Raw genomic sequence first — 13,138 nt, forward strand, 5'->3', positions numbered from 1 at the left:
TTTAAATATCAATTCAACCCACTTACTTATGCTTAGTTCAATTAAAAACAAAACCAAAGGCTGGTTAGCCTATTTAATTGTTGGTTTAATTACCATTCCTTTCGCTTTATTTGGTATTAGCGAATACTTTACCGGCGCTTCTAATGTGGTTGTTGCCAATATCAACGATGACCAAATCAGTAAGGAAGAGTTTCTGGCTGAGTTTAATCCACAAAAAAGACGCTTGCAACAAAAACTGGCTGAAAGATACGACATAGAGTTTGACTCAGTGTTAAAGCAATCTATTATTAATCAAATGGTTGATAGACGTTTGTTGGATCAGCTAGCGTTAAAGATGTCGCATGCAACAACAACAACTGAATTAAATGGAATCATTCAAGCGAATGATTTATTTGCAGAAGAAGGTCGATTTTCAATTGATAAATATAAGCAATTATTGAGATTAAATGGTTACACGCCATCTAAATATGAATCAATCAAAGCTCAAGAGCTGACTCAAAATCAAATCAAATATAATTTGCTTGATTCTGCTTTCGTATTACCATCACAGCTTACAAGATTGCAGCAGCTGAACGACCAACAGCGTAATTTTTCTTTTATTCAGTTAAATGTTAAAGATTACACCGCTAAGGTTAAAGTTGATGGGCAGAGTGTTAAAGATTATTACAATAATCAAAAAGAATCTTTCTTTGTGCCAGAGCAAGTAAAAATTGAATTTGTGGAGCTTTCTTTAGCTGAAATTTCTAAAAAGATTAGTGTGAGTGACGATGACTTGTTTAATTTTTATGAAGATGAGCAGGCTCGTTTTACCACCGATGAAGAACGTCAAGCTCAGCACATCTTAATAGAAGATGAAAAGACTGCTAATGAAGTCTTGGAGCTTTTAAATAAGGACGGTGATTTTTCTAAGTTAGCTGCACAATACTCTCAAGACACAGGCTCTAAAGATTCAGCAGGTGATTTAGGCTTTTTTACTCGTGGTGTTATGGTTGATGCATTTGAAGACAGTGCCTTTTCCATGAAAGAGGGTGAACTAAGTGGTTTGGTTAAATCTGAATTTGGCTTTCACATTATTAAGCTTAATAAGATCAAATTAGGTACGGTCAAATCATTTGATCAAGTTAAATCAGAGTTGGTTGAACTTTATACTCAGTCACAAGCACAAAAAGATTTATACAACTTAACTGAGCAAATGGCTAATTTGGCCTACGAGGAAAATCTAGAAGAGCTTGCTGGACAAATGGGACTTAAATTACAAACGACTGATTTCTTTAACAGGCAAGATACAAAGCTTGATGCTAAGATGATTAAATCAATCTTTAGTGATGCTGTTTTTAATAAAAATGAAAATTCGGAAGTTTTAGAGCTTGGCAAGAATCGATATGTGGTATTACATTTAAAGGATAAATTACCACAACGTCAAAAGAGCTTTAACGAAGTTAAGGGCGAGATTAATACACATTTAACCAGTTTGCTATCTAAAACTTTTATTGACAATATTGCTGCACAAATTGTTATGCATGCCAAGGCCGGTGAAACTAGTGCTATTAAGAAATTAATGGATAAAAATTCACTTTCATGGACCAAGGTTGGCTGGGTTAAGCGTGATTCAAGGCAAGCTGATACTAGTATTATTAATAAAGTTTTTTCCATGACTAAGCCGAATAGTAGCTCAGTCTTTAGTGCTCAAAGTTTGAGCAATCAAAGTGCATTGGTTATTGATTTATCAGCACTTAAGACATCAACTGAACAAGTGCCAGAAAAAGAACTTGAGAGTATTTTGATTGGATTTGAATCAAATGAAGTTTTTGTTAACATTCTACAAACTTTACGTAGTCAAGCGGATATAAAAATATATAATCAAAGCTTATAATTGCTAAAAATAGGCAAATTTTTATGACTAAATGGCTTTGTAGTACGGCTATAGTTTCTTTTCTTTCTTTAACTATGGCTCATGCCATTACACTACCATCGCCATTGGTAGATTCAGAATGGTTGAGTCAGAATCATGATAAAGTTGTTATTCTTGATGTTCGTAAGGATCTCGATAGCTTTGTTGAAGCTGGGCATATTGCTAATGCACTATTAGTTAAGTTAAAAAAATCCGAATCAATCGTATTATTGATGGCATTGAGCTAACACGTATGCGCCCTGATTCAACTTCATTTGAAAACTTTATGTCAACACAAGGCATTAATAATGATTCTGCTGTCGTGATTACTCATCAAGGTATTAAGCCTGGTAATGTTGCTGGTGCAGCTCGTTTATACTGGCATATGAAGTATCATGGGTTTGATAACGTTGCTTTATTGGATGGGGGTAATGCGGCTTGGGTTGCTGCCTTGGAAGAATTAGTTGACAATAAAACGCAGACTGGTAATTCGGTGTTTAATGCAGGTGTTGAGCGTGGTGAGATTTTGGCAACGATCTCAGAGGTTAAGTCAGCCATGACGAATAAACAGATTATATTGGTGGATACTCGTGACTTGCGCCAGCATATTGGCATCAAGAAAAAAAAACTATGTTTATGAATTTGGCCATATTCCAGGCTCTAAGTTTTCCCCTTATAAACTGCTTCATGCTGAAAAAGGTGTTGTTTATTTTCCTACTAAGGTGCAAATTGAGCGTCGCTTTAAGGCATTAAACATTGATCCTAATAGCGCTATTATTTTGTATTGCAATAGTGCTTATGAATGCTCTTCAGTTTGGTTTGCTTTGCATGAGATTTATAAAAATCAACAAGTTCAAGTATATGATGGGTCACTTCATCAATGGACCGAAGATACAAAAAATCCAATGACGATTAAAATACACTAATAAAGAATTTTACTTTCTTGATGTAGATCAATCTTTTTTGGCTTTGTTATATTAGAATACGCTCATAAATTAAAAAGAGGATTGTTCGTGAGATCAAAAAAACTGTTAATTGCATTATTTTTACCGCTGTTTAGCTTTGCAGGCGGACAAGAGATTTATTCTGAGAATTGTGAAAAATGCCACGGTTTTTCTCGTCAAGGATCGTTAGGTTTGCCACTGTACCGTTCAACCATTGCTAATTATTCTAATGACTATCTAAAGAAGACTATTCGACATGGTCGTCCGGGTCGAATTATGCCGGGCTTTAATCTTTCCGAAGCGCAAGTGGCCAAATTAATTCGTTTTTTACGTGCTGGTGTTAGGGCGCCTCAGTATAGTAATGAAACCATTATTGGTGATGTGGATGCTGGTAAATACACTTATGAGCAATATTGTCAAAGATGTCATGGTGCAGAATTACAAGGCGGCGAAGGTACGGGTAAAAACTTCTCATGGCAAAAAGAGACCGTGAAGTATCGCCACCAGCACTAGCAAATAAAGGATTTTTGTATGCTGCTGAAGATCAAATAATTAAGCATATTATCATGAAGGGCATTAAAGATACTGAGATGATGTCTTTTGAAAAAGAGTTTAATTTTACCGATCAAATAGCTGATGACTTGGTTGCTTATATTCGCTCTCATCAGCAACCAATAGATACAGTTTCTATCTCGAAAGTAGAAGGTGAGCCCTTGGTATTTGTTTATGAAAGTGCGCATGATCTTGGCACAACCATTGATAGATTGCGTGATTCTGCCTCAGCTTATAACTTTAGAGTGTATCCATCTAGAACTTTATTTGAGGGACTTGGAGAATTGTCAGCCAATGATGAAAAACAGGTTGTAATTCATTCCTGTAATTTTAAAAATATGCAAAAGTTTTTAAAATTAGATCCAGGATTGGGTGTTATTTTGCTTTGTCGTGCCACTGTCATCGAGGGTGATGATGGCAAGGTTAAAATTTATTTGGAAAATTATATGCATGCAATAGAGCGTTTTAATAATGATCAAATTTCTATTAATGCCAAAGAGCTGATTAATAGCATGAAAGAAATGGTTGAGGAGGCAGTATGGTAATAAAAGCTTTAGCATTATGCGCATTAATGTTGTCGTCAAGTGTTTTTGCCAGCAGTCATGATGAGTTGTTAATCGAGCGCGTAAATGCCAAGTTTTCTTACACTTGGCTGGCGCTTAATAAAACTATTAAGGCGCACAATTACAAGGCGGCTTATCTTCAGCGTTGTGACTTTGCCATGAATGAGCGTCATTACAAATCAGATAAATATCGTATTGTCTTTTTTGGCAAGTATGACGAAATGAAACGAATGAGTAAAAAATATCCTAAGTTGTCGCCATTTTTTCTATTGAAAATAACGGTTATGGAAGAGGGCAAGCATACGCTGATTATTGCCACACCACCAATTACACTACTGCCTTTGGTTAACACAAACGAAGATAGGATGACGGTTTTTCGCTGGAATGAGGATATGAAGAGTATTCTGAAGCAAGTTAAAAGTCAGTACAAATAACAATAAAAAAGCCTTGATAAATCAAGGCTTTTTTATTGGTTGAAATCTTTAAGATTTATTCTGGACCTTTGTCATAAAAACTATATCCAGAATCAATATAAGTAATTTCACCAGTAATGCCAGAAGCTAAATCTGAACACAAGAAGGCAGCTGCATTACCCACTTCTTCAGTAGTTACGGTACGCTTAAGTGCGGATGAATCAGCTGCATAATCTAGTAATTTACCAAAATCCTTAATACCAGAGGCCGCTAATGTTTTGATTGGGCCAGCAGACACCGCATTAACACGAATACCACGTTCAGGACCAAGTGCAGCCGCCATATAACGAACATTAGCCTCTAGAGAGGCTTTAGCAACACCCATTATATTGTAGTTTGGAATTGCGCGAATTGCGCCTAAGTAGCTTACTGTTAATAGCGCACCATTATCATTTAGCATTGATCCTGCCGCTTTAGCAAGAGCGGTGAAACTATACGAGCTAATATCATGAGCAGTTGTAAAGTTCTTTCGTGTGGTTGCCTCAATGTAATTACCATTCAATGCTTCTCGAGGTGCAAAAGCAACCGAATGAACGATAATATCAAAATTATCCCAATGCTGTTTAAGCTCAGTGAATGCTTGCTCAATACCTTCATCAGTGGCAACATCACATTCGATAACAATGTTTGAATTACAAACTGCAGCACATTTGTCTACGCGTTTTTTTAATTTTTCATTTTGATAAGTTAGTGCAATTTCACACCCTTGTTTTGCCATTGCTTCGGCAATGCCCCAAGCAATTGAACGGTTAGAGGCGACGCCAACAACCAATGCTTTTTTTCCAGTCATGAAACCCATAAAATCTCCAAAATGTCATTAATAAAAAACAAATTATAACCTACGTAGCACCTATAATAACTAACTGTTATTGTAATTATTATTTTACAAATGTTAGATGTATTCTTAACTCCAATTCGCGCATTTCGAATGCGCTATATTCCACTTCTGCTGATCTATTTTTCGTATGGTAGTGGTGTATTTGTTGCCATTGCTGAAAATTTTTGGGTTAAAGATACATTGGATATGTCGGCATCTGATTTGGCAGAATTAGCAGTATGGTTAGGTGTTCCGTGGACCGCTAAGATGATCTTTGGTTCAATGGTCGATAGTGTTAATATTTTTGGCTCTAATCGAAAATCCTATGTCTATATTGGTGCAGTGCTTATTACTATAAGTTCGCTGATGATGATAGCTGTTGTTGGTGATCATGCCATTGTTGAAGAGTTTTCTAAAAAAGCAGTTTATGTTTTTGCTAGTGTTATTGCTGTAGTGGGTTTTGTGATGCAAGACGTGGTAGCTGACACCATGACCACAGAAGTGATTGACAAAAATCAGTCTCAAGAAGCAATCAATCAAGAACTGGTGACTATCCAGGTATTAGCACGCCTGTCTTTGGGTTTTGCTATTTTTATTACCGGCTGGATTGGCGGTGAGTTGGCCGATGTATTTCATGATAATCGTCAAGTGATCTTTCAAATTGCTCTATTCATTCCGCTATTGTCTATTTTAGGTGTTACCTTGGTTAAGCTTAATCCTGTGCCAGTGTCGCCTATTAACAAGCATGTATTGTTTGGTGGTTTGATCTTTGCTGTGTTTATTGTACTAATGGGTTATAACGACGTACCTTATTCACAAGAAATCGTTTTTGTGATTTCTTTATCGGTTGTGTTGTATTTACTGTCAGATTTGATCAATGATCTTGATGCTAATACCATTCGTCATATTAAAATGGCCATGATTATTATCTTTGTCTATCGCGCTATGCCATCAGTAGGCGCAGGTTTGAGTTGGTGGGAGATTGATATTTTAGGTTTTGACGAATCTTTCTTTGCCAAATTATCGGCTATTGGTGGCGGCATTGCTTTAGCAGGTATGTGGTTCTTGGCCAAATTTATCATTAAGAGAGACATTGCTGAAGTTCTTATTTTTCTAACCATTATCGGCACGTTACTATCCTTGCCAATTCTTGCAATGTATTACGATATTCATACTATGCTTGGCTTTGATGCGCGTACGGTAGCCTTGGTTGATACCGCTATGGCGTCTCCATTTGATTATATCGCCCAAGTGTTAATGTTAACGTTGGTGGCAATTTACGCACCTGAAGGAAAGAAGGGTACTTGGTTTGCGTTAATGGCCAGTTTGATGAATATCGCTTTGAGTGCTGGCGGATTATTCACAAAATACTTAAATCAATTTTTCGTTGTCAGTCGTGAAGTAATTACTGATAGCGTGGTGACCACAGCAGAGAGCTACACTGAACTAGGTAGCCTACTTTGGGTGGTTATTATTATCGGATTCGTGGTGCCAATCATCACTATCATTAAATACAATCCTAATAAAGAATGACCCACGCTAAATGGTATTTTCTAACACTGCTGTTGATCATTGCCGATCAACTAACCAAGCTATTGATATACGGTTATATTAAGCCGCATGAGTCATTAGAAATAACCCATTTTTTTAGCTTAACGCATGTGCATAATTATGGCGCTGCCTTTAGTTTTTTGGCCAATGAAGACGGTTGGCAGCAATATTTTTTAGTAGCTGTTTCATCAATTGCCAGTTTGGCAATCATTGTCTGGATGATGAAAACAAGCAAACAGCAAGTGCTTAAACTTGTAGCTTTAAGTTTGATCTTATCTGGTGCAGTGGGTAATTTAATTGACCGAGCGGCGCTCGGTTTCGTGATTGATTTTATCGATCTTCATTATCAGGATTTCTACTGGCCAGTTTTTAATATAGCTGATATAACAATTAGTGTGGGTGTTGTTTTATTGATTTTGGCTGATTTTAAAAATGATAAGAGGTTAAAAAATGAGTGACTGTTTGGTAATCGGCGGCGGTGTAATTGGAATGATGACAGCTCGCTCACTCAGCTTGTCAGGTGCCAAGGTGACATTACTTGACCAGCAGCAATGTGCAAATGAGTCTTCACGGGCAGGTGGTGGCATTATTTCTCCGCTCTATCCTTGGAAGTACGACGATTTAACCAATGAGTTGAGTATTGCTTCTCAGGCAGTTTATGAGCAGTTGTGTGCTCAAATTTTTGAAGATACCGGGCTTGACCCACAGTATTTAAAATCAGGCTTATTAATGATGGATGAGTTTGATACATCTGAAGCAAAAACCTGGATGCAAAAATACAAGCTGACTTATCGAACTCATCCTCAAGGTGTATTATTTACCGATATTGCTCAAGTTCGAAATCCTAGATTGTTAAAAGCGCTTAAAGCAGACATTATTAATAAAGGCGTTAAGATTATTGAGCATACTAAAGTTGAAGGTTTGCTTGTTAAAGGCGATTGTGCGATTGGGGTTAAAACCAATCAACAAGATTATTTGTCAGATTCTATTGTTGTTTGTTCTGGCGCTTGGAGTTCACAATGGTTATCATTGGCAGAAGAGATATTTCCAATGAAAGGACAGATGATTGTACTTAAAGCCAACCCATCAATTGTTGAGCATATTGTGTTGGACCAAGGTCGTTATATCATTCCTAGAAAAGACGGGCGTATACTGGTTGGATCCACCATGCAAAATGTTGGTTTTGATCGCTCTACTGATGAGCAAACTCGCCAATCATTGCATGAATTTGCATCGCAACGTTTTGAGTCATTGGCAAAGGCTGAAGTTGAACATCACTGGTCTGGCTTTAGACCGGCGAGTAAATCGGCCAAGGTGATGCTTGGCAGGCATGAGCAGTTTGATAATGTTTATTTAAATACAGGTCATTTTCGCAATGGTCTTAATATGGCACCAGAAAGTGCTAGAAGAATTACCCAATTAATTACCCATGAAGTTTAAATTTTTATTTGTTGTCAGTTTATTAACAATGAGCACGTCTAATGCTCAGTTGTTTAAGGTATCTGATCAAGGCTCAATTTTAACCAGTACCTCTTTAGAACATCGCTGCGTACTGGACGATCAGTCAAAACTGGTGTGGGAAGTAAAACTCAATACCAAAGGCTTGCAAAATACCCAAAATACCTACACATGGTTTGATGGAAAAACAGGTGTTGAAAATGGTGATTATTCACACAACTGCCATTGGGCTGAAGCTTGTAATACTCAGGCTTATACCAAGGCAGTTAACTCTGTTAAGCTTTGCAAGCAGGTCAATTGGCGCTTGCCAACAGAATCTGAGCTAAGAACACTACTGATTTATGGTGATAACGATTTATTAATTAATCAAGATTTTTTCAATCGCACACAACTGAAATCTTATTGGAGTTCAGATCAGCAAAGTGCTGATATTGCCATCGATGTGCCATTTTTCTATGGCGGCAGTAAGAGTGCTGATAAATCATTCGATGCCTATGTGCGCTTGGTGAGTGATGCTAACTAGGCAATTAGATTCAACATTGCTAGATTCTTACTCAGATGATATTCCGAGTTTTTTAAAAAAAATTTATGCCGCCAGAGGGGTGAGCGAAGCGCAATTATCACTGGGTTTAAACAAGCTTTTAACACCAAATTTTGATCAATTAGATCAAGCATTATCGTTACTTGAAAAAGCACTAATAGAGCAAAAACGTATTCTAATCATTGGTGATTTTGACTGTGATGGTGCAACTGCATCAGTAGTGGCAGTTAAATCCCTGCGAATGATGGGCTCTAAATATATTGATTTTTTGGTGCCGAATCGATTTGAGCATGGTTACGGCCTGTCACCTGAAATTGTTAAGCTCGCCATTAAAGAAAAACAGCCTGATTTAATCATCACTGTTGATAATGGTATATCGAGTTTTGATGGCGCTAAATTAGCTAAAGAAAACGGAATTCAGGTGATCATCACTGATCATCACTTTCCGAGCGATAGCTTGCCAGAGGCTGATGCTATTATTAATCCAAACCTTAAAGGTTGTGAGTTTCTCAGTAAGAACTTAGCTGGCGTTGGTGTGTGTTTTTATTTGTTTTCAGCGCTTAAAACCCATCTGAATAAAATTAAATATTTTTCTAACAATGATATTCCATTGCCTGACCTACGCACCGTGCTTGATCTTGTAGCACTAGGAACCGTGGCAGATGTAGTGAGGTTAGATCAAAACAACCGTATTTTGATTGATCAAGGTATTAAAAGGATTCAAGCTAAACAATGCGCACCAGGAATTTTAGCCCTACTTGAAATTGCCAATCGTCCCGCACAAACCTTACAAGCTAGTGATCTAGGTTTTGCTGTAGGTCCTAGGCTTAATGCAGCAGGGCGTCTGAGTGATATTTCACGCGGCATCAAGTGTTTACTAACCTCGGATATGAACGATGCTAGGCGCTACGCAGCAGAGCTTGAAATGTTTAATCAAAAACGCAAAGAAGAGCAAGCCCGTATTCAAGATGAGGCGCAAGCGATTGTTGATGCTCAAGATGTTTTAGAAGGTAAGTTCGCTCTAAGTTTGTTTGATCCATCTTGGCACGAGGGTATTGTTGGTATTGTAGCTGGCAAGCTTAAAGAAGATTACCATTGTCCAGTGGCAGTATTTGCCAAATCGGGTAATTTTCTAAAAGGTTCTATTCGCTCAATCCCGAGCGTGCATATTAAAGATTTGCTAGATTTGGTTGATAGAAATAATCCTGGTTTAATTTTGAAATTTGGCGGCCATGCAATGGCAGCAGGCTTAAGCATTGAAGCGGAAAATTTCTACGCATTTAAACGTGAATTTTCTAGCGCCATTAAAGCCCATCTTAACGATCAAATTCCAATGGTAGAGCTATTAACCGATGGTGAGCTTGAGGCGTTTGATATTTCACTAGTTAACGCTGAAATTCTTAAAAATGCAGGACCTTGGGGCCAAGGGTTCGATGAGCCAATTTTTCATGGAAATTTTGAAATAGTTGATCAAAAAGTAGTGGGAGAAAAACACCTTAAATGTCGATTAAAACTTGAAGGTAGTAGTCAAGTGCATGACGCCATTGCATTTTTTCAAGAACCACTTGAATCGATGCAGGTTAAGGTTGCATATAAATTATCAATCAACATTTGGCGTGGAAATACTTCGTTGCAACTTATGGTTGAACAGATTGAATTGTTATAAAAATTTCAGAAATTTTACAAATTACTCTATTCAAGTGTCTTTTTATTAATAAAAAATGCTTAAAACGGCCTTTACAAGGCTATAAATAGTGCTTTTTTTTGATATTTTTATTACTTAAATGTTATTTCATTATAAAAATTTCGGATTTTTGTTAAATCTGGCTGTATCAAGGTAAAATACATGCTTTTATTTTTTGATATTTTTATCATGCCGATTATCACCTTGCCAGATGGCAGCGAAAAATCTTTTGACCAAGCGCTAAGCGTATTTGAAGTTGCCAAATCTATTGGCTCTGGTTTGGCTAAAGCGACCCTTGCTGGAAAGGTAAATGGTGAACTGGTTGATGCTTCATTTTTGATTGAGTCAGATGCTAGCGTTTCAATTGTCACTGCTAAAGATGAAGAAGGTCTTGAAGTAATTCGCCACTCTACTGCTCATTTATTGGCGCAAGCAACTCAGATGCTATATCCAGATGCACAAGTAACTATCGGTCCAGTAATTGACAATGGTTTTTTCTATGACTTTGCATATAAAGATGGTTTTTCAGAGGCTGATTTAACTCAGATTGAAAAAAACATGAAAAAATTGGTCAAGCAAAGCCTAAAAATTGAGCGCAGTGAAATGTCACGCGATGAAGCAATTGAGTTTTTTAAAGCTAAAGGCGAGCATTACAAGGCTGAAATTATTGAATCCATCCCAGCTGACCAAACTTTATCTTTGTATAAGCAAGGTGATTTTATTGATTTATGTCGCGGTCCACATGTACCATCAACATCACGTCTTAAAGCTTTTAAATTAATGAAATTGGCTGGTGCTTATTGGCGTGGTAATTCAGACAATGAAATGTTACAACGTGTTTATGGCACAGCGTGGGCAACCAAAGAAGATCTTGAAGCGCATTTACATCGCTTGGAAGAAGCTGAAAAGCGTGACCACCGAAAAATTGGAAAAACTCAAGATTTATTTCACATGCAGGAAGAAGCACCTGGCATGGTGTTTTGGCATGAAAAAGGTTGGACCTTATATCAAATTGTTGAACAATACATGCGCACAGTTTTTAGAGATAATGATTACAAAGAGGTGCATACACCTCAGCTAATCGATAGAACACTTTGGGAAAAGTCTGGTCATTGGGATAAGTTTGGCGATGCTATGTTTACTACTAGCAGTGAAAATCGTGATTACGCGGTTAAGCCAATGAATTGCCCAGCGCACATTCAAATTTTTAACCAAGGGTTAAAATCTTATCGTGATCTGCCGTTACGTTTGGCTGAGTTTGGCTCGTGTCATCGTAATGAGCCGTCAGGTACATTGCACGGCATTATGCGTGTGCGTAATTTTGTACAAGACGATGGCCATATTTTTTGTACCGCTGATCAAATTCAAACTGAAGTTTCTAATTTTATTGATTTAACTTTTGATGTGTATAAGCATTTTGGTTTTGACAATGTTGATATCAAGCTTTCTACCCGCCCTGAGAATCGTGTTGGTTCGAATGAGGTTTGGGATAGGGCAGAGGCGGCATTAGCAGAAGCCTTAGATGCTAAAGGTATTAAATGGGATCTTCAAGAAGGCGAAGGCGCATTCTACGGTCCGAAAATTGAATTTGTTTTAAAAGACTGTCTAGATCGTGAGTGGCAGTGTGGCACTTTGCAGGTGGATTTTTCAATGCCAGAGCGCCTAGATGCGCATTATATTGCACAAGATAACAGAAAACAAACACCAGTTATGTTGCACCGTGCAATTGTTGGATCACTCGAGCGATTTGTTGGAATTTTGATCGAACATTACGAAGGTGCATTCCCTCCTTGGTTAGCACCAATTCAGGCAGTCATCATTAATATTTCTGAAAAACAGCTTGATTTTGTTAAGAATGTTAACAAAAAGTTAAAAAAACAAGGACTTAGGGTGATTTCGGACTTGCGTAATGAGAAGATAGGCTTTAAAATACGCGAGCATTCCATGCAACGTTATCCTTATATTTTAGTTGTGGGTGATCGTGAAATGGAAAACAACGAAATTTCAGTACGCAAACGTGGCGGTGAAGACTTGGGTTCTATGTCAATCGAAGCGTTTGTAGAATTAGTAAATAATGAAGCATTAGAGGGATAATTATTAAAAAGACAAATAACAAAACTCGAGTTAACGATTATATTAGAGTTTCAGAAGTTCGATTAATTGACGAAAAAGGTGGGCAAGTTGGTATTGTTGATACTAGCGAAGCCAAGCAAAGAGCTAAAGAAGTAAATTTAGACTTGGTAGAAGTTTCTCCAAATGCTGAGCCACCTGTTTGTAAAATTATGGATTTTGGCAAGTATGTCTATGAATTAAAGCAACAAAAGAAAGAAGCTAAAAAGAAACAAAAGAAAACCCAAGTTAAAACCATTAAGTATCGCCCTGGAACAGAAGAGGGTGATTACCAAATTAAATTTAGAAATTTGGTTAAATTTTTAGATAATGGCGACAAGGTTAAAGTAAGTATTTGGTTTCGTGGTCGCGAAATGCAACACAAGGAACTTGGCATGGAAATGCTAGATAGACTTGAGGAAGATACAAAAGAATTTGCTAATGTTGAACAAAAAGCAAAATTAGAGGGTCGTCAGCTAGGCATGATGCTGGCACCCAAATCGAAAAAGAAGTAGCAATTTATATCTAGTTGCTTCTTTAGTTTTATAATAAGTT

General features: G+C 37.3%; 15 protein-coding genes. 14 read left to right on the forward strand and 1 reads right to left on the reverse strand.

The genetic code is table 11. The features are described 5' to 3' along the window. The 7 genes from BTHERMOSOX_RS06855 to BTHERMOSOX_RS06885 all read left to right on the forward strand — a co-directional run. A partial coding sequence (locus tag BTHERMOSOX_RS06855; protein WP_249360637.1) for a SurA N-terminal domain-containing protein occupies positions 1 to 1,873 on the forward strand: 1,873 nt, incomplete at its 5' end. A 23-nt stretch (positions 1,874 to 1,896) separates the two neighbouring features. Next, positions 1,897 to 2,139 (forward strand): rhodanese-like domain-containing protein, encoded by a 243-nt coding sequence (locus BTHERMOSOX_RS06860; protein WP_138120363.1) that lies wholly within the window; start codon positions 1,897 to 1,899, stop codon positions 2,137 to 2,139. 5 nt (positions 2,140 to 2,144) lie between these two features. Then, positions 2,145 to 2,531, forward strand: a complete 387-nt coding sequence (locus tag BTHERMOSOX_RS06865) for a sulfurtransferase (RefSeq protein WP_138120364.1) — start codon at positions 2,145 to 2,147, stop codon at positions 2,529 to 2,531. Beyond that, entirely contained in the window at positions 2,500 to 2,817 is a 318-nt protein-coding gene (locus BTHERMOSOX_RS06870; RefSeq protein WP_171004680.1) for a sulfurtransferase, read from the forward strand. The genes BTHERMOSOX_RS06865 and BTHERMOSOX_RS06870 overlap by 32 nt, the downstream gene beginning before the upstream one ends. 87 nt (positions 2,818 to 2,904) lie before the next feature. Further along, entirely contained in the window at positions 2,905 to 3,348 is a 444-nt protein-coding gene (locus BTHERMOSOX_RS06875) for a c-type cytochrome (RefSeq protein WP_138120366.1), read from the forward strand. Next, positions 3,309 to 3,932, forward strand: a complete 624-nt coding sequence (locus BTHERMOSOX_RS06880; protein WP_138120367.1) for a DUF302 domain-containing protein — start codon at positions 3,309 to 3,311, stop codon at positions 3,930 to 3,932. Before BTHERMOSOX_RS06875 ends, BTHERMOSOX_RS06880 begins: the two co-directional genes overlap by 40 nt. Next, complete coding sequence (locus tag BTHERMOSOX_RS06885; protein ID WP_138120368.1) at positions 3,926 to 4,384, forward strand: hypothetical protein; 459 nt, start codon at positions 3,926 to 3,928, stop codon at positions 4,382 to 4,384. The genes BTHERMOSOX_RS06880 and BTHERMOSOX_RS06885 overlap by 7 nt, the downstream gene beginning before the upstream one ends. Positions 4,385 to 4,439: 55 nt before the next feature. On the opposite strand, the gene BTHERMOSOX_RS06890 is transcribed toward BTHERMOSOX_RS06885, so the two are convergent. Next, the gene (locus BTHERMOSOX_RS06890; protein WP_138120369.1) at positions 4,440 to 5,222 is read right to left on the reverse strand and encodes an enoyl-ACP reductase FabI; all 783 of its coding nucleotides are present in this window, start codon (positions 5,220 to 5,222) and stop codon (positions 4,440 to 4,442) included. Positions 5,223 to 5,351: 129 nt separating this feature from the next. On the opposite strand from BTHERMOSOX_RS06890, the gene BTHERMOSOX_RS06895 reads away from it, so the two are divergent. From BTHERMOSOX_RS06895 to infC, 7 genes are all read left to right on the forward strand, one after another. Continuing rightward, entirely contained in the window at positions 5,352 to 6,773 is a 1,422-nt protein-coding gene (locus BTHERMOSOX_RS06895; protein ID WP_249360638.1) for an MFS transporter, read from the forward strand. Then, positions 6,770 to 7,249 (forward strand): signal peptidase II, encoded by a 480-nt coding sequence (gene lspA, locus BTHERMOSOX_RS06900; protein ID WP_138120371.1) that lies wholly within the window; start codon positions 6,770 to 6,772, stop codon positions 7,247 to 7,249. Before BTHERMOSOX_RS06895 ends, lspA begins: the two co-directional genes overlap by 4 nt. Then, positions 7,242 to 8,231: an NAD(P)/FAD-dependent oxidoreductase gene (locus tag BTHERMOSOX_RS06905; protein WP_138120372.1), complete on the forward strand. Its 990-nt coding sequence runs from the start codon at positions 7,242 to 7,244 to the stop codon at positions 8,229 to 8,231. The genes lspA and BTHERMOSOX_RS06905 overlap by 8 nt, the downstream gene beginning before the upstream one ends. Beyond that, the gene (locus BTHERMOSOX_RS06910; protein WP_138120373.1) at positions 8,221 to 8,772 is read left to right on the forward strand and encodes an Lcl C-terminal domain-containing protein; all 552 of its coding nucleotides are present in this window, start codon (positions 8,221 to 8,223) and stop codon (positions 8,770 to 8,772) included. Before BTHERMOSOX_RS06905 ends, BTHERMOSOX_RS06910 begins: the two co-directional genes overlap by 11 nt. Further along, the gene (gene recJ, locus BTHERMOSOX_RS06915) at positions 8,762 to 10,456 is read left to right on the forward strand and encodes a single-stranded-DNA-specific exonuclease RecJ (protein ID WP_138120374.1); all 1,695 of its coding nucleotides are present in this window, start codon (positions 8,762 to 8,764) and stop codon (positions 10,454 to 10,456) included. Before BTHERMOSOX_RS06910 ends, recJ begins: the two co-directional genes overlap by 11 nt. Before the next feature lie 207 nt (positions 10,457 to 10,663). Further along, complete coding sequence (gene thrS / locus BTHERMOSOX_RS06920) at positions 10,664 to 12,568, forward strand: threonine--tRNA ligase (RefSeq protein WP_138120376.1); 1,905 nt, start codon at positions 10,664 to 10,666, stop codon at positions 12,566 to 12,568. Beyond that, positions 12,565 to 13,098 (forward strand): translation initiation factor IF-3, encoded by a 534-nt coding sequence (infC, locus tag BTHERMOSOX_RS06925; protein ID WP_171004681.1) that lies wholly within the window; start codon positions 12,565 to 12,567, stop codon positions 13,096 to 13,098. The genes thrS and infC overlap by 4 nt, the downstream gene beginning before the upstream one ends. The last annotated feature ends 40 nt before the right edge of the window (positions 13,099 to 13,138 follow it).

The sequence above is a fragment of the Bathymodiolus heckerae thiotrophic gill symbiont genome (assembly GCF_900128515.1).
Taxonomy (GTDB): domain Bacteria; phylum Pseudomonadota; class Gammaproteobacteria; order PS1; family Pseudothioglobaceae; genus Thioglobus_A.

What these genes read in the sequence shown, in the direction of transcription:
- BTHERMOSOX_RS06860 (WP_138120363.1), top strand. Translation starts at nt 1,897, where the DNA reads ATGACTAAATGGCTTTGTAGTACGGCTATAGTTTCTTTTCTTTCTTTA.
- BTHERMOSOX_RS06905 (WP_138120372.1), top strand. Translation starts at nt 7,242, where the DNA reads ATGAGTGACTGTTTGGTAATCGGCGGCGGTGTAATTGGAATGATGACA.
- BTHERMOSOX_RS06885 (WP_138120368.1), top strand. Translation starts at nt 3,926, where the DNA reads ATGGTAATAAAAGCTTTAGCATTATGCGCATTAATGTTGTCGTCAAGT.
- lspA (WP_138120371.1), top strand. Translation starts at nt 6,770, where the DNA reads ATGACCCACGCTAAATGGTATTTTCTAACACTGCTGTTGATCATTGCC.
- BTHERMOSOX_RS06890 (WP_138120369.1), bottom strand. Translation starts at nt 5,222, where the DNA reads ATGGGTTTCATGACTGGAAAAAAAGCATTGGTTGTTGGCGTCGCCTCT.
- recJ (WP_138120374.1), top strand. Translation starts at nt 8,762, where the DNA reads ATGCTAACTAGGCAATTAGATTCAACATTGCTAGATTCTTACTCAGAT.
- BTHERMOSOX_RS06880 (WP_138120367.1), top strand. Translation starts at nt 3,309, where the DNA reads ATGGCAAAAAGAGACCGTGAAGTATCGCCACCAGCACTAGCAAATAAA.
- BTHERMOSOX_RS06895 (WP_249360638.1), top strand. Translation starts at nt 5,352, where the DNA reads ATGCGCTATATTCCACTTCTGCTGATCTATTTTTCGTATGGTAGTGGT.
- BTHERMOSOX_RS06910 (WP_138120373.1), top strand. Translation starts at nt 8,221, where the DNA reads ATGAAGTTTAAATTTTTATTTGTTGTCAGTTTATTAACAATGAGCACG.
- thrS (WP_138120376.1), top strand. Translation starts at nt 10,664, where the DNA reads ATGCCGATTATCACCTTGCCAGATGGCAGCGAAAAATCTTTTGACCAA.
- BTHERMOSOX_RS06865 (WP_138120364.1), top strand. Translation starts at nt 2,145, where the DNA reads ATGCGCCCTGATTCAACTTCATTTGAAAACTTTATGTCAACACAAGGC.